The sequence below is a fragment of the Pantoea sp. MHSD4 genome (assembly GCF_021043305.1).
GTDB lineage: Bacteria > Pseudomonadota > Gammaproteobacteria > Enterobacterales > Enterobacteriaceae > Pantoea > Pantoea eucalypti.
This window is the reverse complement of record NZ_JAJNDH010000005.1, coordinates 136,570-159,521: the sequence shown is the minus strand read 5'-3', so window position 1 is coordinate 159,521 and position 22,952 is coordinate 136,570. Positions and strand designations below refer to the sequence as shown.

The following is a 22,952-nucleotide window of genomic DNA, read 5'->3' as shown; positions in this document are numbered from 1 at the left end:
CGTTTTTTTATTGTGCCGCGTTGGGCTTAATCTCAAACACTACATCAACCTGATCGTCAAAGTTGATGCTCTGCTGGTCATAAGTCTCCTGCGCCGAGGTATCTGCCGCTGCCGCCGCTTTGTACATGCGGTTCATCGGCATTGGCTGATAGTTGGCGACCTGATAACGGATGCTGTAGATCGATCCCAGCTTCGCGTTAAAGCCTTCAGCCAGTTGCGATGCCTGCTGAGTGGCGTTTTTAATCGCCGCTTTACGCGCCTGCTCTTTATAGCTTTCCGGGTTTGCCACGCCTAACTCGACGCTACGCACCTCATTCAGACCGGATTTCAGTGCTCCGTCCAGCAGATCATTCAGCTTGTCCAGCTGACGCAGGGTGACCTGTACCTGACGCGCAGCACGATAGCCTTTCAGTACGGATTTACCCTCTTTGGTGTAGTCGTACTCTGGCTGCGTGCTCAGGTTAGCCGCATCGATATCTTTTTTCTCGATGCCATTCTTCTGCAGAAAATCGAAATATTGCGCAACCCGGCTATCTGCCTGTTTTTTCGCATCTGCGGCATCTTTCGATGACACGTTCACAACGATAGAGAGGGTCGCGATATCGGGACGAGCATCGACCGTTGCCTTGCCTGAGGTCACCACGTGCGGTCCGTTCGGTAACTCATCAGCGTGTACGCCAGGCAATGCCCCGGCGCTCATGATTGCGGCCAGAGCCAATGCTTTCAGTTTCATGAAAGTCCTCCTTGAAAAGGTCACTATGACGGCTTCCAACCGGCGAAGCCCAACAGCGCATCGGTATGCGCCATGCTTTGAGTGGTCATTATGCCAAAAGTTCGTCCGCAGCGCGGCAATTACCGCCCGGGATCGAGGCTAAGATCAAAAACCGGCAATACCCTGACGCGCCAGTTGCAGGGCGATAAACCACATTACCGCGCCGACCAGCAGGTTAATCACACGCTGTGCTTTCGCGGTGCGCAGGCGCGGTGACAGCCACGCGGCCAGCAGCGCCAGGCCGAAAAACCACAGGATCGACGCGCTGACGGTGCCCAGCGCGAACCACTGACGCGCCGTGGTGCTGGGCAACTGGCCGCCAAGACTGCCCAGCACCACAAAAGTGTCGAGATAGACGTGCGGATTGAGCCAGGTTACCGCCAGCAATGTTGCGATAATGCGTCCCCTGCTCTGCTTCAGTGGCTCGCCATCCGCCAGATCGGCGTTGCCACGAAAAGCGCTTCGCAGCGCACCCCAGCCATACCAGAGCAGAAAGGCTACGCCTGCCCAGGTGATGACCATCAGCAGCAGCGGAGACTGGCTTAGCAGGGCGCTGCCGCCAAAGATGCCGCCGCATATCAGCAGAATATCGCTCAGTGAGCAGAGTGCCGCCGTCATCAGATGATACTGACGTTTCACGCCCTGATTCATCACAAATGCGTTTTGTGGCCCCAATGGCAGGATCAGCGCAGCGCCCAGGGCAAGCCCCTGAAAGTAGAGAGATATCACAGAATTACGTCCTCACATGGTCAGATGTGGGGAAGTATAAAGAGAGGAGATGATTAGCGGAAATTGAAAGAATTAATCCACGATTAGCAAAATTAATGGGCGACAGACGCCGCCCATTGAACAAATTACTGCGGCTGTGTCTCTGGTGCAGGTGTATCTGACGGTCTGACGCGGTGCAGATGCACATCCATCTGCGGATAAGGAATACCAATTCCTTTGCCATCCAGCGTACGCTTGAAGTTCTTCATCAGATCCCAGTAGACGTTTTGCAGGTCTCCACTGTTGCTCCAGCAGCGCACGACAAAATTCATTGAGGATGCGGCTAACTCATTAAGCCCAATCTGGATACCCATATCTTTTAGTACACGTTCATCTGCTTCAACGACTTCCCGCAGCAGCGTCAGAACCTGATCCACATCGGCATCGTAGGAGACGCCGATAATAAATTCATTGCGGCGTACCGGCTCACGGGAAAAGTTAACGATGTTTCCGGCAAGGATTTTACCGTTCGGCACCACCACGCGCTTGCCATCCGCTGACTTGAGCGTCGTAGAGAAGATCTGCACGTTCATGACTGTACCCATGATGCCACCCAGATCCACAAACTCACCGGTGCGGAAGTGGCGGAAAATCACCAGCAGTACGCCGGCAGCCAGGTTTGACAGTGAATCTTTTAAGGCCAGACCCACAGCCAGACCGGCCGCACCGAGGATGGCAATAACCGAGGTGGTCTGTACGCCAATGCGACCCAGCGCCGCGATAAGTGTGAAGGCGATAATGCCGTAGCGCACCAGCGCCGACAAAAAGTCAGCAACGGTCGTATCAATATGACGTGCGCACAGCAGACGATTAACGGTGTTGGAGATGATGCGTGCAACAATCATACCCACAAAGATAATCGCAATAGCTGCGACAATGTTCACCGCATAGCTTATCAGCAGCTCCTGATTGCGTACTATCCAGTTACCTGCGTTGTTAAGCTCATCAAACATACCCGTATCCTGCATGGAACCATCCTGTAATTAAATTCCCAAGGGAAGTAACAACAGATTGTCAGAACAGCTCTGACAATCCCTGACAAAAGGGTAAACAATAAATGCCGGTGTGCCAAACCTGCATGACCTTTGACGCAAATCCGGCGAAAAAAGATCAAAAAAAAGGCCCTTTCGGGCCTTTTTTATACAGAAGACAGTTTATACCGTAACTCAATATCAGTTACAGAACGTCGACAGCGTTGAGCTCTTTGAAAGCCTGCTCCAGACGCACGACCATTGAGGCCTGGGCTGAACGCAGCCAGACGCGTGGGTCGTAGTATTTTTTGTTTGGCTTGTCGTCGCCTTCCGGGTTACCCAGCTGCGACTGCAGATAGCCTTCATTCTTTTTGTAGTACTGCAGGATGCCGTCCCAGGTTGCCCATTGGGTATCGGTATCGATGTTCATCTTGATCACGCCGTAGCTGATAGACTCTTCGATTTCTGCAGCTGAAGAACCTGAACCGCCGTGGAAAACGAAGTCCAGCGCGTTGTGCGGCAGGCCATGTTTTTCACACACGAATTTCTGCGAATCACGCAGAATGGTTGGGGTCAGTTTCACGTTACCTGGCTTGTAAACGCCGTGTACGTTGCCGAATGAAGCCGCAATGGTGAAGCGCGGGCTGATAGCATTCAGTTTTTCGTATGCGTAGTTCACATCTTCTGGCTGGGTGTAGAGAGCAGATGCGTCCATATGGCTGTTATCCACGCCATCTTCTTCACCACCGGTGCAGCCCAGTTCGATTTCCAGCGTCATGTCGAGTTTCGCCATGCGCGCCAGATACTTGCTGCTGATTTCGATGTTCTCTTCCAGTGACTCTTCTGACAGGTCGATCATGTGAGAAGAGAACAGTGGCTTACCGTTTTTCTGGAAGTACTCTTCGCCCGCGTCCAGCAGACCATCGATCCACGGCAGCAGTTTCTTCGCGCAGTGGTCAGTGTGCAGGATAACCGGCACGCCATACTGCTCTGCCATCAGGTGAACATGGTGTGCACCGGCGATAGCACCGAAGATTGCCGCGCCCTGTGGTTTGTCAGTCTTGAAGCCTTTACCGGCGATAAATGCAGCACCACCGTTAGAGAACTGGATGATGATTGGCGCTTTCACTTTCGCTGCCGCTTCCAGTGCCGCATTGATGGAGTCGGTGCCGACGCAGTTCACGGCTGGCAGTGCGAATTTGTTCTCTTTCGCAACTTTGAAGATCTTCTGTACGTCATCACCAGTGACAACGCCGGGTTTTACGAAATCAAAAATTTTAGACATGATTGTGTCCTGTTTCGTGACCGTTGTTCCCTTAAAGGAACGTCGATTTAAACGCCCAGATGGGCAAGACTTCAGACGATGCCGCGAGGCATCGCCCCCAAAGGATTACTGCTTCGCACGCTCTTCCAGCATGGCAACTGCTGGCAGTTTTTTGCCTTCCACGAACTCCAGGAACGCACCACCGCCGGTAGAGATGTAGGAAATTTTGTCTTCGATGCCGAACAGGTCGATAGCCGCTAAGGTATCGCCGCCGCCTGCAACAGAGAAGGCATCGCTGTCTGCAATCGCGTTAGCCACGATCTCGGTGCCTTTACGGAAGTTAGGGAACTCAAACACGCCCACCGGGCCATTCCACAGGATGGTTTTAGCCTCTTTCAGGATGGCAGCCATGGCCTGAGCGGTTTCATCACCGAAGTCCATAATCTCTTCGTTATCTGCTACTTCCGAAACCTTTTTCACGGTCGCTGGCGCAGTTTCAGAGAATTCTGTGCCGACGCGAGAGTCAGTTGGAACCGGGATACCGTGCTGATCGCGCAGGCCTTTAGCCGCTTCAACGAAGTCGGGTTCATACAGTGACTTGCCGACATTGTTGTCGATAGCCACGAAGGTGTTCGCAATGCCGCCGCCGACAATCACGGTGTCCGCGATTTTGACCAGAGACTGCAGCACATCAAATTTGGTAGAGACTTTAGAACCACCAACAACAGCCACCAGCGGACGCTCAGGGTTGCTCATGACCTTACCCAGCGCTTCCAGTTCTGCAGAAAGCAGCGGACCGGCACAGGCGATAGGGGCAAATTTGCCAACGCCGTGGGTAGAAGCCTGCGCGCGGTGCGCAGTACCAAACGCGTCCATCACAAATACGTCGCACAGGGCGGCATATTTTTTAGACAGCGCTTCGTCATCTTTCTTTTCGCCTTTGTTAAAGCGAACGTTTTCCAGCACAACCAGTTCGCCAGCGCCCACTTCAACGCCATCGAGGTAATCTTTTGCCAGGGTCACAGTGGTGCCGCTCAGCTTCTCTTTCAGGTAGTTAACTACCGGCAGCAGCGAGAACTCTTCGTTGTATTCACCTTCGGTCGGACGACCCAGGTGAGAGGTAACCATTACTTTCGCGCCCTGTTTCAACGCCGCTTCAATGGTTGGCAGAGAAGCACGGATACGTGCATCAGACGTCACTTTACCTTCTTTAACTGGTACGTTCAGATCGGCACGGATCAGAACGCGTTTACCAGCCAGATCCAGATCGGTCATCTTAATTACAGACATGGTGAATCCTCTCGTTGATTCTCATAAGTTTTGCCAGACGCAAACCGCGTCTTACCTGAAACCGCTTGCGGCCATCGCTAACGTCGTGTCGAGCATTCGGTTAGCAAAGCCCCATTCATTGTCACACCAGACCAGTGTCTTGATAAGGTGTTGACCGCTGACCCGCGTTTGTGTTCCGTCCACAATGGCACTGTGCGGATCATGGTTAAAATCTACTGAGACTAACGGTAATTCCGTGTAGTCAACTATACCACGAAATGCCCCTTCTGCCGCGCTTCGCAACAAGGTGTTAACGTCACATGCCGTTACCGCGTTATGCACAGAAACGCTGAGATCAATGGCCGTCACGTTAATCGTCGGGACGCGAACGGCTATCGCCTCAAAGCGATCGTTGAATTTCGGAAAAATACGGGTGATGCCTGCCGCCAGACGCGTATCCACTGGAATGATGGACTGACTGGCCGCGCGGGTCCGGCGCAGATCGCTGTGATAGGCGTCGATCACCTGCTGATCGTGCATCGCCGAGTGGATCGTCGTGACGGTGCCGGATTCGATACCAAACGCATCATCCAGCAGTTTAATGACCGGAATAATGCAGTTTGTGGTGCAGGACGCATTGGAGACGATGCGATCGCTGGCGGTGAGATCCTGCTGGTTAACACCGAACACGACAGTCGCGTCGAGATCGTTTCCGCCAGGATGAGAGAACAGCACTTTTTTGGCACCCGCCTGCAGATGGGCTTCGCCATCAGCCCGTGAGCCATAGACGCCGGTACAGTCCAGCACCACATCCACATCGAGTTCACGCCACGGCAAATCGGCTATGTCTGCACGGTGCAAAATGCGCAGGGTATCGCCACCCACCCACATAACATCGCGCTCCTGACGAACGTCGAAAGCAAAACGGCCATGGCTGGTATCGTATTTCAGCAGGTGCGCCATACCGGTGGCTTCAGCCAGCTCATTAATCGCGACCACGGTAATCTCTGCACGTCGGCCCGTTTCATAGAGCGCGCGCAGGACATTGCGTCCAATCCGGCCAAAACCATTTATCGCTATCCGTACCGTCATTTCTCTCCTGCCACGTCAGACTGAAAAAACGTGCCGTTAGCCTGAGCGCTTCACTGCATTTTGTACAGGAGATTCTTGCCCGGCATTGTCCGAAATCAGGGCGGCTGGCCCGACGACTGAAACGGTTCAGCCAGAATAATAGAAGGAAGGAATAACAGGAATGATTGCGATCAATCTGACTGCATAAATTTGGATCTGCGTCACAAATTTAAGCCAGAAAGTGTTATTACTGCAGGAATAAAAGAGCAAAAGGGACGAAAGGATCGCCCCTTTAATTTCACAACCAGGCGGGAGCAGACCCGCCTGGCCAGTTATTACGCCAGCAGCGCTTTCGCTTTCGCGACGACGTTGTCAACGGTAAAGCCAAACAGCTCGAACAGCTGATCTGCAGGTGCAGATTCACCGAAGCTGGTCATACCCACGATAGCGCCATTCAGGCCCGTGTATTTGAACCAGTAATCAGCGATGCCCGCTTCAATAGCAACGCGAGCGCTGACGGCTTTAGGCAGCACAGATTCACGGTATTCATCGCTCTGCTTGTCGAAAGCATCGGTTGACGGCATCGAGACCACGCGCACTTTGCGGCCTTCGCTGGTGAGTTTGTCCCAGGCACCGACAGCCAGTTCAACTTCTGAACCGGTTGCGATCAGGATCAGCTCAGGGGTGCCGTCGCAATCTTTCAGCACGTAACCACCGCGCGCCACGTTAGCCAGCTGTGCAGCATCACGTTCCTGCTGCGCCAGGTTCTGACGGGAGAAGATCAGTGCCGTTGGGCCATCCTGACGTTCGATAGCATATTTCCACGCCACCGCAGATTCTACCTGGTCACATGGACGCCACAGGCTCATGTTTGGTGTGGTGCGCAGGCTCGCCATCTGCTCAACCGGCTGATGCGTCGGGCCATCTTCACCCAGACCGATTGAGTCGTGAGTGTAGACCATGATCTGACGGATCTTCATCAGTGCCGCCATACGCGCTGCATTACGCGCATACTCAACGAACATCAGGAAGGTAGCGGTGTATGGCAGGAAGCCGCCATGCAGTGCCAGACCATTGGCGATAGCGGTCATACCGAATTCACGCACGCCGTAATGGATGTAGTTACCCGCAGCATCTTCGTTGATTGGCTTAGAACCAGACCAGATAGTCAGGTTGCTCGGCGCCAGGTCAGCTGAGCCGCCCAGGTATTCCGGCAGAATTTTACCAAAGGCTTCGATAGCATTCTGTGACGCTTTACGGCTGGCGATCTTCGCCGGGTTCGCCTGCAGCTGTTCAACGAACTTCTGAGACTCTTCCTGCCAGTTAGCTGGCAGTTCGTTGCTCACGCGACGTTTAAATTCAGCAGCCAGCTCAGGATGGGCCTGTGCATACGCAGCGAATTTCTCATCCCATGCCGCTTCTTTCGCCTGGCCCGCTTCTTTCGCGTCCCACTCAGCGTAGATGTCTGAAGGAATAACGAACGGTGCGTGGTTCCAGCCCAGCTGTTTGCGGGTCAGTGCCACTTCGTCATCACCCAGCGGCGCGCCGTGTGAATCATGGGTGCCTGCTTTGTTCGGTGAACCGAAGCCGATAACGGTTTTGCACATCAGCAGTGAAGGCTTGTCGCTGACGCTCTTCGCTTCCTCGATCGCTTTAGCAATCGCATCTGCATCATGGCCGTCTACGCCGCGCACGACATGCCAGCCGTACGCTTCAAAGCGCTTAGCGGTGTCATCAGTGAACCAGCCATCAATGTGACCATCGATGGAAATACCGTTGTCATCATAGAAGGCAACCAGTTTGCCCAGCTTCAGCGTACCCGCCAGTGAGCAGACTTCGTGAGAAATACCTTCCATCATGCAACCATCACCCATGAAGACATAGGTGTTGTGGTCTACGATGTCATGACCCGGACGGTTAAACTGCGCGGCCAGTGTGCGTTCAGCAATGGCGAAGCCGACGGCGTTGGCGATGCCCTGCCCCAGCGGACCGGTGGTGGTTTCAACGCCCACGGTGTAGCCATATTCAGGGTGACCTGGAGTTTTTGAGTGCAGCTGGCGGAAGTTTTCCAGTTCGCTCAGTGGCAGATCGTAGCCGGTCAGGTGCAGCAGGCTGTAGATCAGCATTGAGCCGTGACCGTTAGAGAGGACGAAACGGTCGCGGTCGGCCCACAGCGGGTTGGTTGGGTTGTGGTTCAGGTAGCCGCGCCAGAGTACTTCAGCGATGTCCGCCATGCCCATTGGGGCACCCGGATGTCCCGATTTCGCTTTCTGTACTGCATCCATACTTAACGCACGAATGGCGTTGGCAAGCTCTTTACGAGAGGGCATTTTCTACTCCAGGTCGGATTAATGCTTCGCACCTTAACTGATTGTTATTAATGAGTTACCGGGCAAAACAAGGAAAAAGTTGCCCATCAATGTACATGAAAGTCAGGTCAAAAGTACATGTTGTAAAACGCTAAATGTCACCGCTTCGTATGGCTTTTTCGGCCAGGTCTGCTAGCAAAGTGCAGACTGGCACGCTATAACCAAATCGTTTATTCATCTGAGTGAGTTTCAGGTGTTTGTTTTTCTTACCTTGTTATGGATGGGATACAGCATGAAAACCAAAAAAATGGTGTTAGCACTTGGCCTGACAGCGATGCTCAGCGGCTGTCAGGGTTTAGACAATAATGCACTGATGCAATCTGGCGCGCAGGCCTATCAGGCTTATAGCCTGAGCGACGATCAGGTAAAGCAACTGAGCGATAAATCCTGTGAGCAGATGGACAAGGATAATCAGCTGGCGCCCGCTAACAGTGAGTATCAGCAGCGCCTGAATAAGATTGCAGCCGCGCTGGGCGATAATATCAATGGCGTTCCGGCGAACTATAAGGTTTATCAGACCAAAGATGTCAACGCCTGGGCGATGGCAAACGGCTGTATCCGCGTTTACAGCGGCCTGATGGATATGATGACTGACAATGAGGTGGAAGGCGTGCTGGGCCATGAGATGGGCCACGTTGCATTGGGTCATACGCGTAAAGCGATGCAGCTGGCGTATGCCACAACCGCCGCCCGCACGGCAGCCGCATCAGTTGGCGGCGTGATCGGTTCACTGTCTCAGTCGCAACTGGGTGAGATGGGTGAAAAACTGGTTAACGCACAGTTCTCCCAGACTCAGGAATCGCAGGCAGATGATTACTCCTACGATCTGATGAAGAAGCGCAACATTAATCCGGAAGGTCTGGTGACCAGCTTTGAGAAACTGGCGAAGCTGGAACAGGGACGTCAGAGCTCGATGTTTGACTCGCACCCCGCTTCTGAAGCGCGTGCCGAGCACATCCGTGAACGTATTGCGGCAGACGCGAAGAAGTAATGCCTGATACAGGCGCATGCACACAGCATGCGCCTGCAGTACGGATCAGGTCAGAATCACTGGCCTAACGTTTGAATATCTGATCCACCATCGAACCTAAATCGAGTTTATTCTCGTGCAGCGACGCCTCATCCATATGCCCCTGAGGTGACATTTTGTCGATCAGCTGCGGCAGAATAACCGCCAGCGTGCCCGCGGCGCCCTTAACGTCGGTTCCCAGCTTATCCGCCAGTGACTGTAGCTCAGCCTGACCAAATGCAGAGTGGATATCGCTGTGTTCTACCGGCTGATTCGCCCCGGTGCCGATCCACGAACCAAACACCTCGCCCAGCCCGCCCTGCTGGAATTTTTGTAGCAGCACTTCAATACCGCCCTGCTCCTGCACCCAGTGCCAGACCGCCTGCAGTTGTCCGGGCAGATGCCCATCACTCTGCGCGCCCTGTAGCGATCCCGCCAGTTCATCAAGAAAGCCCATGATTGCCTCCACGTTGAGAATTGATATCAATGAGTTTAGCTGCTGATGCGCGGTTACGCCTGAGCAGTGGGCGTCGCGATAAAGGGAAACAATCCTGAGGAGGAAAAGCGGATGGCGGTCGTTACTGGCACTGTGCCGCATTAGCCGGCGGCGCAAAACCTGCCAGGTTAACCCGGCAGGCTCATGACAGGATTAACCTTTGTTTGCAGCCTGAACATGCAGCATATCCAGCGCCAGCGTTGCCGCCGCCAGTGCTGTCAGATCAGCATGATCGTATCCCGGTGCCACTTCCACCAGATCCATGCCGACAATGTTCATGCCCTGCAGGCCACGGATCAGCTTGGTCGCTTTATCCGTGGTCAGGCCGCCAATCACTGGCGTGCCGGTGCCAGGCGCATGCGCCGGATCCAGACAGTCGATGTCGAAGGTCAGATAGATCGGCAGATCACCAACGGTGCGTTTCACTTCCGCGAGGATATCGTCAACGCTGCGGTCGTTGACCTGCGCCGCATCCAGCACGTTGAAGCCAAGGCTCCTGTCGAATTCGGTGCGGATACCGATCTGCACAGAATGCTGTGGATCGATCAGACCTTCTTTCGGCGCGGTAAAGAACATAGTGCCGTGGTCGAAGGTCGGGCCGTTGGAGTAAGTGTCGGTATGCGCATCGAAATGCACCAGCGCCATCTTACCGAAGTGTTTTGCATGGGCGCGCAGCAGTGGCAGCGTAACGTAGTGATCGCCGCCAAAAGTCATCATGCGCTTGCCACTGGCCAGCAGTTTTTCCGCGTGAGCCTGCAACTTGTCGGAAAGATCCTGCGAATCACCGAAGGCGTAAACCAGATCGCCACAGTCGACCACGTTCAGACGCTGACGCAGGTCGAAATCCCACGGCCAGCGGCAGCCTTCCCAGGCCAGATTGGTGGAGATCTGACGAATCGCGCCCGGACCCAGGCGGCTGCCCGGACGGCCCGATGTTGCAGCATCAAATGGCACGCCAGTGATAACCCACTCGGCGTCGCTGTCGTAAGGCTGGAAATTCAGCGGAAAACGCATGAAACCAAAGGCGTTAGAAACCAGGGAGTTGTCATACTGATTGCCAAGGGTGTTATACATAATTGCTCTCTCTATGTGCGTTAGTCAGGCCAGGCCCGCAAGCCATTAAGGTTGAGATGAAAAAAATCCCCTCCGCGTCGTTAGGCCCGACGAGGAAGGGATTGAGTGGGTCAGATTATCGGCATAGTTAACGGCAACTGCAATATGCGATTGCAGGCTGCCAGCGCCGATTATTCATCTTCTAAATAGGTGTAACCGTAGAGGCCGCTCTCAAACTCTTCCAGGAACTGCGCGCGCAGCTCTTCGTCGACATCGGATGCCTGCACCTGATTACGGAACAGCGCCATCAGCTCGTTGGGATCAAGCTGCACGTAACGCAGCATGTCCGCCACGGTATCGCCTTCATCAGAGAGCTGGACTTCCACATCGCCATTTTCGCGTGCGTAGACATCTACCGCCTCGGTGTCACCGAACAGGTTGTGCATGTTGCCCAGAATTTCCTGATAAGCACCGACCATGAAGAAGCCCAGCATTGGCGGGTTATCCAGGTCATATTGCGGCATCGGCATGGTCGTTGCGATACCGTCGCCATCCACATAGTGATCGATGGTGCCATCGGAGTCACAGGTGATGTCGAGCAGCACGGCGCGGCGCTCCGGCTTCTTGTTCAGCCCTTCCAGCGGCAGTACCGGGAACAGCTGGTCGATACCCCACGCATCCGGCATGGACTGGAACAGCGAGAAGTTAACGTAGATCTTATCTGCCATGCGCTCCTGCAGTTCGTCGATGATCGGACGGTGCGCACGGTTACTGGGATCAAGATGCTGCTGAATATAGTGGCAGATGCTCAGATAGAGCTGCTCAGCCCATGAACGCTGCTTCAGATCGTATGTACCGGAGGCGTAGCCGGTATGGATATCAGACAAATCCATCTGACTGTCGTGCAGCCATTCACGCAGCGAACGGCGGGTGCTTGGCTCATGCATCTCCTGCCAGGTTTCCCACATGCTGAGAATCGGGCGCGGCGCATCCGCATCCGGCGTTTCAGGTTCGCTGAACTCGTTACGCTCGACACCAATGATATTGGAGACCAGTACCGTGTGGTGCGCGGTCACAGCACGACCCGACTCGGTAATGACGGTCGGATGCTCGAGACCGTGCTCATCACAGGCCGCACCAATCGCCCAGATCACGTTGTTGGCATACTCATTCAGGCCATAGTTTACCGAGCAGTCAGACTGCGAGCGCGTGCCTTCGTAATCGACGCCCAGACCACCACCGACATCGAAACATTTGATGTTAACGCCCAGCTTCGCCAGTTCGACGTAGAAACGCGCCGACTCACGCACGCCGGTCGCGATGTCGCGAATGTTGGACATCTGCGAACCCAGATGGAAATGCAGCAGCTGCAGGCTGTCGATGCGACCCGCTTCGCGCATGATCTCAACCAGTTTCAGCACCTGCGTGGCGGAGAGGCCAAACTTCGATTTTTCGCCGCCGCTCGACTGCCATTTACCGGAGCCTTGCGAAGCCAGACGCGCACGGATGCCAAGACGCGGCACGACATTCAGACGCTCCGCTTCTTCCAGCACCAGCCGCACTTCCGTCATCTTCTCCAGCACCAGATAGACCTTGTGGCCCATCTTCTCGCCAATCAGTGCCAGACGAATATATTCGCGATCTTTGTAGCCGTTACAGACGATCACTGAGCGGGTCTGACCGGCATGCGCCAGCACGGCCATCAGCTCGGCTTTCGAGCCGGCTTCCAGTCCCAGCGGCTCGCCAGAGTGAATCAGCGACTCAATAACGCGTTTGTGCTGGTTAACTTTAATCGGGTAAACCAGGAAGTAGTCGCCTTTGTAGCCGTAAGATTCGCGCGCACGTTTAAACGCGGCGTTAATCGAGCGCAGACGGTGTTGCAGAATCTGTGGGAAGCAGAACAAGGCGGGGAGACGCTGGCCCTGTGCTTCGCGCTCTTTAACCAGGCGGGCTAAGTCGACGCGCACATCCGGACGATCCGGATCGGGGCAGACACTGATGTGGCCCAGTTCGTTAACGTCATAATAGTTGTTGCCCCACCAGGCGATGTTGTACGTACGCAACATTTTGCTCGCATCCTGATCGTTCATTGCCACCTCCTGCATGGAGCGGAGTGCACCCTGTTCGCCAGCTGACGAACCTTTGATATTCTTCATGTCGTCAGACATCGCGAACCTCAATTTTCCGTTGAAAGATAGAACTGCTAACCGGCTTTATGGCCGCTAATCTGAAAACCTGTTGCCACATTAAACACAATGTCCTGTTCACCTGACGTTGCCGTCAGCGCGATTCACGCATGAGAGTTAAGTGTAAAACACCCTGGCCATCTCCGTTTAAACAGAGAACATTTAGTTATGTATTGACCATGGATAACCTGCGTCGTTCCGCTACGCGGGCGCAGAGAAGAGACCAAACCAGCAGAACAGAGATAAAGATTAGCCGGCGCCTGTGTCGGTAAAATTACCGCATCGGACATAGTGTCGGCAGGACAAAGAAACAGATGGGAGGCAGGAGAGAGCCAGTGCAGCGCCGCAGCGCAAGGAACCGGAAGAAGAAAAAGCGTGGTTCATTACTTGTATCACCTCCGCATATGCCAGGGGCACATGGAAAACAACCTGGGTGAAAGCCAGACCAGAGTCTGACAGGCGCGACGCAAACAGTGGCGTCATCCTTGCTGCTGCTATCGAAGCAGCGGCGTTTTATACAGTTTACAGCGCTAAAATGCAAAAAGATTATCCGGGAATTGCGTGCAGTGTCAGCAAATTATGCCGATAACGGTTACAGGTTAAGCGCTTAAACAGAAAAAGGGCTGGTAATTGGTTTATCCTCTATCCTAAAATAGCCGTCCAGATGGTTTTCCATCTAAACAGGTTACTATCCAGGCGGTGTCAGCCTGCTGTGCTGATACTACCTCACTGCTCGCGGCTTTGCCTGAAGGGGCGTCAGGTCAGACAACCTCACTGGCGCTATGCAGTCGTACTCAAACCATATTTAAGGTAAAGAACAGAATGGCTAAACACCTTTTTACGTCCGAGTCCGTATCAGAAGGACATCCCGATAAAATCGCCGACCAGATCTCCGATGCTGTGCTGGATGCGATCCTCGAACAGGATCCTAAAGCGCGCGTGGCCTGCGAAACTTACGTTAAAACCGGAATGGTTCTGGTTGGCGGTGAAATCACCACCAGCGCCTGGGTCGATATTGAAGAGATCACCCGTCAGACCGTACGTGACATCGGCTATGTTCATTCCGATATGGGCTTTGATGCCAACTCCTGCGCGGTATTAAGCGCCATTGGCAAACAGTCTCAGGATATTAATCAGGGCGTTGACCGCACCGATCCGCTGGAACAGGGCGCGGGTGATCAGGGTCTGATGTTCGGCTATGCCACCAACGAAACTGACGTGCTGATGCCTGCGCCGGTGACCTATGCGCACCGTCTGGTTCAGCGTCAGGCTGAAGTACGTAAAAACGGGACCCTGCCGTGGCTGCGTCCGGATGCCAAAAGCCAGGTCACTTTCCAGTATGACGATGGCAAAATCGTTGGCATTGATGCAGTCGTTCTGTCTACTCAGCACGCTGAATCCATCAGTCAGAAAGATCTGCAGGAAGCGGTGATGGAAGAGATCATCAAACCGGTTCTGCCAACAGAATGGCTGAGTGCCTCGACTAAATATCACATTAACCCAACCGGTCGCTTTGTGATTGGCGGTCCGATGGGCGATTGCGGTCTGACCGGCCGTAAAATCATCGTCGACACCTATGGCGGTATGGCACGTCACGGTGGCGGTGCGTTCTCGGGTAAAGATCCTTCTAAAGTTGACCGCTCTGCCGCCTATGCAGCGCGTTACGTGGCAAAAAACATCGTGGCGGCGGGTCTGGCTGACCGTTGTGAAATTCAGGTCTCCTACGCTATTGGCGTGGCTGAACCGACCTCTATCATGGTGGAAACCTTCGGCACCGAGAAAATCTCAACTGAACAGTTGACGCTGCTGGTACGCGAGTTCTTCGACCTGCGTCCATACGGTCTGATTCAGATGCTGGACCTGCTGCACCCAATCTATAAAGAGACCGCGGCTTACGGTCACTTTGGTCGCGAACATTTCCCATGGGAAAAAACCGACAAAGCTGCCCTGCTGCGTGAAGCAGCTGGCCTGTAAGGTTAGCGGCGGCTGATAAAAACCCTGCCCCGGTGGCGGGGTTTTTTATCGCCCGATCAGCCCCATTGCTCACCAGAGAATGCTTGCCTCCGCCCGGCACCGGAATACGATAACCCAGCTGTTTATTACGGACATCTGAAGACGAAAAAAACGAACCTGAATGACATCCTCTTTACTCTGCAGCAAATTTTCAGTTCTCAGCTACACTTCCTTTCGCTTTTTCTGACGACAAAATGTTAACGATTACAAATCGAAATGCTTTGTATATCTGACATTTAAGAATTAACGCACGTAGTTATTATGCTGAAAATGCGTTATTTTCAGCGTCGTCTGATAGCCACTAAATAGAGCATTGTCAGAAACTTAATGAGTGCTATACCTCACTGGTTAATTAATCTTTCCGGGAAAAATATGCTGAATTTCAGGGTTTCAGCGTGTGTAAGCGATTACACTGATGTGATCAGGCTCACTTTTTTCCCGCAAATGGTTTTTTAACATTGATAAAAACAATGATGGATAAACCTGGAGGCTACAATGCCTGGCAATACACACAAAAGCAGAACTTCAAATAAGGCGATGACCTTATTTGTCTGCTTTCTGGCGGCCCTTGCGGGACTGCTGTTCGGTCTGGATATCGGCGTTATCGCCGGTGCTCTGCCGTTTATCGCAAAGGACTTTAACGTCACCCCTCATCAGCAGGAGTGGATCGTCAGTTCCATGATGTTTGGTGCGGCGGTCGGTGCTATCGGCAGCGGCTGGATGTCATCCCGCCTGGGCCGTAAGAAAAGCCTGATGGCTGGTGCGATTCTGTTCGTGATCGGTTCACTCTGGTCAGCAATGTCGCCAAACCCGGAAATGCTGATCAGCGCCCGCGTTCTGCTGGGTCTGGCTGTCGGTATCGCCTCTTATACCGCCCCGCTTTATCTTTCTGAGATCGCACCGGAAAAAATTCGCGGCAGTATGATTTCGCTTTACCAGCTGATGATTACTATCGGTATTCTGGGTGCTTACCTGACCGATACCGCATTCAGCTTTACCGGCAACTGGCGCTGGATGCTGGGTATCATCACGATTCCGGCACTGCTGCTGCTGGTCGGTGTTTTCTTCCTGCCAAACAGCCCGCGCTGGCTGGCGGCGCGAGGCAACTTCCGCGATGCACAACGTGTACTGGATCGTCTGCGTGACACCAGCGAGCAGGCAAAACGTGAGCTGGAAGAGATTCGTGAGAGCCTGAAGGTCAAGCAGTCTGGCTGGGGTCTGTTCACCAGCAGCAGCCACTTCCGTCGCGCGGTCTATCTCGGCATCCTGTTGCAGGTGATGCAGCAGTTTACCGGCATGAACGTCATCATGTACTACGCGCCAAAAATCTTTGAAATCGCAGGCTTCACTAACACCACCCAGCAGATGTGGGGCACGGTGATTGTGGGTCTGGTCAACGTTCTGGCCACCTTTATTGCTATTGGTCTGGTGGATCGCTGGGGTCGTAAACCTACCCTGATTCTGGGCTTTATGGTGATGGCAGCCGGTATGGGCGTGCTGGGTACAATGCTGCACTTCGGTATTCACTCTGCAGGCGCACAGTACTTTGCGATCGGTATGCTGCTGATGTTTATCGTTGGCTTTGCCATGTCAGCCGGTCCGTTGATCTGGGTACTCTGTTCCGAAATTCAGCCGCTGAAAGGCCGCGACTTCGGTATCACTGTCTCTACGACCACCAACTGGATCGCAAACATGATCGTGGGTGCAACCTTCCTGACCATGCTGAATACGCTGGGCAATGCGAACACCTTCTGGGTCTACGCGGCGCTTAACCTGTTCTTCATTCTGCTGACGCTGATGCTGATTCCTGAGACCAAAAACGTCTCGCTGGAGCACATTGAACGTAATCTGATGGCAGGTAAGAAACTGCGCGACATCGGTTCTCGCGACTAACGTTACGTCGTAAAAATCGCGGTAATAAAAAGGCGGGGTTTCCAGAGAAACCCCGCCTTTTTTATAGGTTCAGACAGAGACTATGCAGCGGTGACCGGCAGCGGCCGCCGTATACAGCAGAGCGCCAGAGCCATAATAAAAATGGTGGCGGTCTGATTATAAGGCAGTACCGAATCGGTCAGTCCGCAGATAAACAATCCCAGCATCGGCAGCGCAACACCGCGCAGATCGCACTTCTTCAGCACGCCTGCCAGCACGGTCAGATAGAGCAGCGCCAGCGACAGCGCACCCAGCCAGCCCTGCAGTGTCGTCACTTCCAGAAACTCGTTGTGCATGTTGTATTTAACGTTGGTATAGCCCTCAGTATTGTGAGGATAGTGCGCCGTGATGAACTGTCGGGCCTCGGTGGTGCGCGCATCCGGCGTCGCAAAACCGCCATGATGCTCAATAAAATTCATCGCCCCGCCCCAGATAGCCACACGTGCGCCCAGGGAGGTTGAGCTGTTTGAGCCATAGTTCTCGATATCCTGCACACCCTCCACCCAGCGGTTACTGGTCATCAGGATCAGCACCGCCAGCACGCCCACCAGCAAAGCACTAATCCGCCAGTTGGTCAGCAACGACAGCCGATAAGTCTGCACCAGGAACAGCAATCCTGCGGCAATCAGCGCAATCAGGGTCACCCGGGTGCCACATAGGTAGAGCAAGGCAAAGGTCACCGCCAGCGCAACGACATCAGCCACCTTCCAGTACGAGTGCGTCTCAAAGCGGCTCAGCCATAGCCAGGCACAGTAGATAAAAAGAATCATGTAGGAGGACATCGAGGCCGCTTCGGTGGTGAGTTTGATGCGGATATTTTCGGTATAAAGATGCTCGTGAATACCAAAGCCCAGCGTAATCAACAGTCCCACCAGAATTAACACTTTTCCGATGCGCAGCGTGGTAGCAGAGACCCGATGACCATAAATCGCCAGACTGAGCAGCACAAAGGCGCCCAGTAACAGTCGCTTCGCCCCCAGCAGATAGTTGCCGATATTGGTGATGGCATCTTTTGAGGGCGCGGTTTCGATCCCTTTAGCGTGTATCGCCCAGAAGAGACGGATCAGGGCAAAAATAATCAGTACAGCAAACAGGGCGATATAAAAACCGTTCTCTTTAAAGTCCTCTCGCCTGCGCACCAGGCCATACAACACGGAGGCAACGGAGAGATAAGAGACCAGATAGAATATTTTTTGCGGCAGGCCGGTAACAAACATATTCAGTGACAGCGCCAGACAGAGCGCAATAACTGAAAAATTAACCATTAACGTTAATCCATCGCGACTGGTTCTATTCGTCATGCTTAACCTCAGTTAGGCGGTTAAACACACTCATCAGGTGCTTCATATAATTTTCCTCATAAAAACCGGTAATGCTCGCTTTAATAACCTGATGATCAGGAAAGTGAAAATCCCCGCTCATGGTGTTGAGAATAGCGGCCAGTGCCATGCTGTCATTAGTGGGATAGAGCTGACCATTGAGACCATTCTGAATAATTTCTGACGGGCCGCTGATGCAGTCGGAGGAGACGCAGTAGACGCCACGCGATATCGCCTCCAGCAGAATCAGCGGGAAGCCTTCGAAGTTAGAGGTCATCACGAGGCAGGTGACCTGTTTAATATGGCGGCTGACATACGCCCAGGCGTTCTCCTGCCAGCCATGCCAGGTAATGCGATCCTGAATCCCGAGTTCCGCCACGTAGTGCTGACAGCGCGTCAGATCTTCCCCGTCCCCCACGATCTCCAGCGTCCAGGGTGTATCGAGTTTCTGCAAGGCATCAAACAGGTCTTTGAGCTGTTTCTGTCGCTGAAAATGGACGCGACCAATATAGAGAAACTTCAGCGCCTGCGGTCTGCCGATAACCTCATCATTGCGCCTGATGGGGTTATGGATGACATCAACGTCAGAGGCACGGGCACCTAACTCAACCAGCTGCGCTTTGATTTCATGACTGATAGCAAAATGGTGATCGGCCCGCAGCAGATAATGTGGGCGATATCGTTCGCGCGGTGGCAGGTGCATCCAGCTCGAAAGCACGATTTTGCGGCCTGAAAGCGTAATAGCCCGACGCGTCATCAGACAGGGAATGGTGTTGAGGGTCAGAACATGATCGGGTTGATAGCGACGAAAGAAAGCAGCCATTCTCAGCGTGTGAATAAGATTTTTAATTTTCTTATTCCGCAGCGTGCAGACGCTCTCTGCCAGTACGGCATTGGCGGTCCAGGCGCGGGAGTGGCTCTCCTCTCCGCTGTTAATAATAAACAGCCCCGCTTCCGTTCCGGCTTCCGCATTCAGGGCGGTGATCAACTGACAGGTCACATTTTCCATACCACCGCGACCGGCCATCAAATCCGTCACCAGCACAATCCGTTGTTTCCTGACGTTATCATTATTTTTCATTGCTTTATCCATGCTCTGTGCCGTTCGCTTTTCATCCATTCACTCGCCAGTGAATGTCTGCAATAGAATATTCTAAAAAAGGCCATAACTATATTTAATCCAGCAATTTCAGCCGATGGGCTTCGCCATTCCCCACCATCGGCAGGACGGCGTATTGCTTATCCGGAGACAGCTGGCGAAGTATAGACTCTGCGCGGCCCTGTTTACGGCTAACGTTGAGTTCCTGCGCGGCGGCGATTATTCTGAGCACCATGAAAACACCTCGTCTCCCCATTGCCCTGCAGCAGGCCGTTATGCGCTCACTGCGTCAGTCGCTTGAGCGCGCAAATCAGGTACTGAAAACCGCTTATCCGGAACCGAAACTGCTCTATCAGCAACGCGGAACGGCGGCGGGCACCGCCTGGCTGACTGCCTGGGAGATCCGCATCAATCCGGTGCTGCTGCTGGAAAATCAGCAGGCATTTATCGATGAAGTGGTGCCGCACGAGCTGGCGCATCTGCTGGTCTGGAAGCAGTTTGGTCGCGTCGCACCCCACGGCAAAGAGTGGAAGTGGATGATGGAGAATGTGCTGGGCGTTCCGGCACGACGCACCCATCAGTTTGAGATCGCCTCCGTGCGCAGCAACACTTTCGCTTACCGCTGTCAGTGCCAGCAACATCAGCTGACGGTGCGCCGCCACAATCGGGTGCTGCGCAAAGAGAGTGAATATCGCTGTGTGCACTGTGGCAGCCTGCTGGTCGCAGGCGAGTTTATCGCCTCCTGAGAACACTCCCCATTCCGCCCTATTCCACATTCTGTTAACCTGCCGCCCTTTTTCGTATTAGGTAGAAGCTGGAATATGTCTCGCATTTTAAGTCTGGCGGTTGCACTGCTGTTTGTCCCCGCCGCTGACGCCCTCAACCTGAATAACTATCATCAGAATAACTTTCAGCAGGCCAAAACCTTTGCGGCGGCGATCAATGCCGATGCGCCAGGTTCGTTTTATTGCGGCTGTAAAATTCAGTGGCAGGGAAAAAAAGGCACGCCCGATCTCAGCAGCTGTGGTTACCAGGTGCGCAAAAATGCGAACCGCGCTGCACGTATTGAGTGGGAACATGTGATGCCGGCATGGGAATTCGGTCATCAGCGCCAGTGCTGGCAGGAGGGAGGCCGCAAAAACTGCAGTAAAGATCCCGACTATCGCCGCATTGAAACTGACCTGCACAATCTGGAACCTGCGGTGGGTGAAGTGAATGGCGACCGTGGCAACTTCGCCTACAGTCAATGGAACGGCAGCGAGAAGCAGTACGGCCAGTGTGAGATGAAGATCGATTTTAAACTCAAACAGGCAGAGCCACCCGCTCGTGCGCGTGGCGCCATTGCCCGCACCTATTTCTACATGCGCGACCAGTATCATCTGCGCATTTCGCGCCAGCAGACGCAGCTGTTTACCGCCTGGGACAGGCTCTATCCCGTCACCCAATGGGAGTGCGAACGCGACCAGCGCATTGCAAAGGTTCAGGGCAATCACAATCCTTATGTGCAGCAGGCTTGCCAGCGCTAAAATCCCTGCCCTACACTAGCTCTTTTTCCCATGACGCCGCTGCAGCGCGGCGTCCGGTCTCAGGAATCTTATGCGCATACCTCGCATCTATCACGCCGAACCCCTGGACATCGGCAGTGAAATTACCCTGGATGAAGATGCATCCAATCATGTAGGCCGCGTGCTCCGGATGACGGCAGGTCAGCGTCTGGAACTCTTTGATGGCACTAATCTGACTTTTGCAGCAGAGATCACGCATGTTGATAAAAAGCGTGTAAAAGTATCCGTCACAGAGAGCCAGCCGGACGATCGCGAGTCGCCTTTACATCTGCATTTAGGTCAGGTGATGTCGCGCGGTGAAAAAATGGAATTCACTATCCAGAAATCGATCGAACTGGGCGTGAATATCATTACACCCTTGTTTTCCGAGCGCTGTGGCGTAAAGCTTGATGCTGAGCGTCTGGCGAAAAAAATCCAGCAGTGGCAGAAAATTACGATTGCCGCCTGCGAGCAGTGCGGACGTAATCGCGTGCCGGAGATTCGTGAAGCGATGACACTGGAAGCCTGGTGTGCGGAAGCTGACAGCGGTTTAAAGCTCAACCTGCATCCCCGCGCCAGTCACAGCATCAACACGCTGCCACAGCCTGTTGAGCGGGTACGACTGCTGATTGGTCCTGAAGGCGGTTTGTCTGCGGACGAAATTGCGATGACGGCGCAGCACGATTTTACTGACATTTTGCTTGGCCCACGGGTATTACGCACCGAAACTACCGCGCTGACGGCCATTACGGCACTTCAGGTGAGGTTTGGCGACCTGGGTTAAGCGATACTTTCAGCGGTCCTGACTCATCGGCCCACTGCAGACCGAACCAGACGAGGCGGTCAATGCCGCCTCACCGAGGAGATAATAATGATTAAACTTGGCATCGTGATGGACCCTGTTTCGTCCATCAATATTAAAAAAGACTCCAGCTTCGCCATGCTGCTGGAAGCACAGCGCCGTGGTTACGAAATTCACTACATGGAGATGCACGATCTCTCCATGCGTGGTGGCGTGGCGTCTGCCCGCACCCGCCTGCTGACCGTTGAGCAGAACCCTGAGAACTGGTTCCAGTTCGGCAGCGAGCAGGTGATCCCGCTGGCTGATCTGAACGTGGTGCTGATGCGTAAAGATCCGCCATTCGATACCGAGTTCATCTATGCGACCTACATTCTGGAGCGTGCTGAAGAGCTGGGTACGCTGATCGTGAATAAGCCGCAGAGCCTGCGCGACTGTAACGAAAAGCTCTACACCGCCTGGTTCGCCGAGTTTACGCCGGACACCCTGGTCACCCGCAGCAAAGCGCAGCTGCGTGATTTCTGGCAGGAGCATGGTGATATCATCATGAAGCCGCTGGATGGTATGGGCGGTGCGTCTATTTTCCGCGTGAAGAAAGACGATCCTAACTTTGGCGTGATTACCGAAACCCTGACCGAGCATGAGAGTCGTTTCTGCATGGCGCAGAACTACATTGCGGCAATCAAAGAGGGTGACAAACGCGTGCTGGTGGTGGATGGCGAGCCGGTGCCTTACTGCCTGGCACGTATTCCGCAGGGCGGTGAAACGCGTGGCAACCTCGCGGCTGGTGGGCGTGGTGAAGCACGTGCGTTAAGCGAAAGCGACTGGGAAATTGCACGTCGTGTTGGCCCGACGCTGAAAGCAAAAGGACTGATTTTTGTCGGTCTGGACATCATCGGTGATAAACTGACAGAAGTTAACGTGACCAGCCCAACCTGCATACGTGAAATTGAGGCTGCGTTCCCGATCTCCATCACCGGCATGTTGATGGATGCCATTGAGAAACGCCTGGGCTGAG

Annotated in this window: 20 protein-coding genes; 7 read left to right on the top strand and 13 right to left on the bottom strand. The window is 53.8% G+C overall.

Annotation, left to right across the window (positions count from 1 at the left end; genetic code table 11):
* Positions 1 to 7: 7 nt before the first annotated feature.
* From LQK91_RS16200 to tkt, 7 genes are all read right to left on the bottom strand, one after another.
* Positions 8 to 733, bottom strand: a complete 726-nt coding sequence (locus LQK91_RS16200) for an oxidative stress defense protein (protein WP_105099886.1) — start codon at positions 731 to 733, stop codon at positions 8 to 10.
* A 144-nt stretch (positions 734 to 877) separates the two neighbouring features.
* Positions 878 to 1,501: an arginine exporter ArgO gene (argO, locus tag LQK91_RS16195; protein ID WP_003852843.1), complete on the bottom strand. Its 624-nt coding sequence runs from the start codon at positions 1,499 to 1,501 to the stop codon at positions 878 to 880.
* A gap of 125 nt (positions 1,502 to 1,626) precedes the next feature.
* The gene (gene mscS / locus LQK91_RS16190; protein WP_003852840.1) at positions 1,627 to 2,508 is read right to left on the bottom strand and encodes a small-conductance mechanosensitive channel MscS; all 882 of its coding nucleotides are present in this window, start codon (positions 2,506 to 2,508) and stop codon (positions 1,627 to 1,629) included.
* Positions 2,509 to 2,716: 208 nt separating this feature from the next.
* Complete coding sequence (gene fbaA / locus LQK91_RS16185) at positions 2,717 to 3,796, bottom strand: class II fructose-bisphosphate aldolase (RefSeq protein ID WP_003852838.1); 1,080 nt, start codon at positions 3,794 to 3,796, stop codon at positions 2,717 to 2,719.
* A gap of 105 nt (positions 3,797 to 3,901) precedes the next feature.
* Positions 3,902 to 5,065, bottom strand: a complete 1,164-nt coding sequence (gene pgk, locus LQK91_RS16180) for a phosphoglycerate kinase (protein ID WP_003853361.1) — start codon at positions 5,063 to 5,065, stop codon at positions 3,902 to 3,904.
* Positions 5,066 to 5,116: 51 nt separating this feature from the next.
* Complete coding sequence (gene epd / locus LQK91_RS16175) at positions 5,117 to 6,136, bottom strand: erythrose-4-phosphate dehydrogenase (protein WP_003853362.1); 1,020 nt, start codon at positions 6,134 to 6,136, stop codon at positions 5,117 to 5,119.
* A gap of 314 nt (positions 6,137 to 6,450) precedes the next feature.
* Positions 6,451 to 8,445, bottom strand: coding sequence for a transketolase (gene tkt / locus LQK91_RS16170; protein ID WP_105099887.1), 1,995 nt, complete (start codon positions 8,443 to 8,445; stop codon positions 6,451 to 6,453).
* Between the two features lie 271 nt (positions 8,446 to 8,716).
* On the opposite strand from tkt, the gene LQK91_RS16165 reads away from it, so the two are divergent.
* Positions 8,717 to 9,475 (top strand): M48 family metallopeptidase, encoded by a 759-nt coding sequence (locus tag LQK91_RS16165; RefSeq protein WP_003853364.1) that lies wholly within the window; start codon positions 8,717 to 8,719, stop codon positions 9,473 to 9,475.
* 64 nt (positions 9,476 to 9,539) lie between these two features.
* On the opposite strand, the gene LQK91_RS16160 is transcribed toward LQK91_RS16165, so the two are convergent.
* The 3 genes from LQK91_RS16160 to speA all read right to left on the bottom strand — a co-directional run bounded on the left by LQK91_RS16160 (position 9,540) and on the right by speA (position 13,210).
* The gene (locus LQK91_RS16160; protein ID WP_008925681.1) at positions 9,540 to 9,950 is read right to left on the bottom strand and encodes a YidB family protein; all 411 of its coding nucleotides are present in this window, start codon (positions 9,948 to 9,950) and stop codon (positions 9,540 to 9,542) included.
* 192 nt (positions 9,951 to 10,142) lie between these two features.
* Entirely contained in the window at positions 10,143 to 11,063 is a 921-nt protein-coding gene (speB, locus tag LQK91_RS16155; protein ID WP_003853366.1) for an agmatinase, read from the bottom strand.
* 170 nt (positions 11,064 to 11,233) lie between these two features.
* A complete protein-coding gene (gene speA / locus LQK91_RS16150; protein WP_039660728.1) occupies positions 11,234 to 13,210 on the bottom strand; it encodes a biosynthetic arginine decarboxylase in 1,977 nt (658 codons plus the stop codon).
* 840 nt (positions 13,211 to 14,050) lie between these two features.
* Between speA and metK the strand changes: the two genes are divergently transcribed.
* Together metK and LQK91_RS16140 are read left to right on the top strand one after the other, a co-directional pair.
* Positions 14,051 to 15,202 (top strand): methionine adenosyltransferase, encoded by a 1,152-nt coding sequence (gene metK, locus LQK91_RS16145; RefSeq protein WP_003853369.1) that lies wholly within the window; start codon positions 14,051 to 14,053, stop codon positions 15,200 to 15,202.
* A gap of 534 nt (positions 15,203 to 15,736) precedes the next feature.
* A complete protein-coding gene (locus LQK91_RS16140; protein ID WP_078804938.1) occupies positions 15,737 to 17,134 on the top strand; it encodes a sugar porter family MFS transporter in 1,398 nt (465 codons plus the stop codon).
* Positions 17,135 to 17,214: 80 nt separating this feature from the next.
* Here LQK91_RS16140 and LQK91_RS16135 read toward each other — a convergent pair whose 3' ends face one another.
* From LQK91_RS16135 to LQK91_RS16125, 3 genes are read right to left on the bottom strand one after another with little or no spacing between them, the layout of a single operon-like run.
* Positions 17,215 to 18,438 carry an O-antigen ligase family protein gene (locus LQK91_RS16135; RefSeq protein WP_003853373.1) on the bottom strand — a complete coding sequence of 408 codons (1,224 nt, stop codon included), beginning with the start codon at positions 18,436 to 18,438 and terminating at the stop codon, positions 17,215 to 17,217.
* A gap of 25 nt (positions 18,439 to 18,463) precedes the next feature.
* A complete protein-coding gene (locus tag LQK91_RS16130) occupies positions 18,464 to 19,612 on the bottom strand; it encodes a glycosyltransferase (RefSeq protein ID WP_003853374.1) in 1,149 nt (382 codons plus the stop codon).
* Between the two features lie 55 nt (positions 19,613 to 19,667).
* Positions 19,668 to 19,826, bottom strand: coding sequence for a hypothetical protein (locus LQK91_RS16125; protein WP_003853375.1), 159 nt, complete (start codon positions 19,824 to 19,826; stop codon positions 19,668 to 19,670).
* On the opposite strand from LQK91_RS16125, the gene LQK91_RS16120 reads away from it, so the two are divergent.
* The 4 genes from LQK91_RS16120 to gshB all read left to right on the top strand — a co-directional run bounded on the left by LQK91_RS16120 (position 19,825) and on the right by gshB (position 22,951).
* A complete protein-coding gene (locus LQK91_RS16120) occupies positions 19,825 to 20,337 on the top strand; it encodes a SprT family zinc-dependent metalloprotease (RefSeq protein ID WP_078804940.1) in 513 nt (170 codons plus the stop codon). The two genes, LQK91_RS16125 and LQK91_RS16120, sit on opposite strands and share 2 nt — an antisense overlap.
* 75 nt (positions 20,338 to 20,412) lie before the next feature.
* On the top strand, positions 20,413 to 21,117 hold the full coding sequence (gene endA, locus LQK91_RS16115; RefSeq protein WP_008925684.1) for a deoxyribonuclease I: 705 nt from the start codon (positions 20,413 to 20,415) through the stop codon (positions 21,115 to 21,117).
* Between the two features lie 70 nt (positions 21,118 to 21,187).
* The gene (gene rsmE, locus LQK91_RS16110; RefSeq protein ID WP_003853382.1) at positions 21,188 to 21,919 is read left to right on the top strand and encodes a 16S rRNA (uracil(1498)-N(3))-methyltransferase; all 732 of its coding nucleotides are present in this window, start codon (positions 21,188 to 21,190) and stop codon (positions 21,917 to 21,919) included.
* A gap of 87 nt (positions 21,920 to 22,006) precedes the next feature.
* On the top strand, positions 22,007 to 22,951 hold the full coding sequence (gshB, locus tag LQK91_RS16105) for a glutathione synthase (protein WP_105099888.1): 945 nt from the start codon (positions 22,007 to 22,009) through the stop codon (positions 22,949 to 22,951).
* Position 22,952 lies beyond the last annotated feature (1 nt).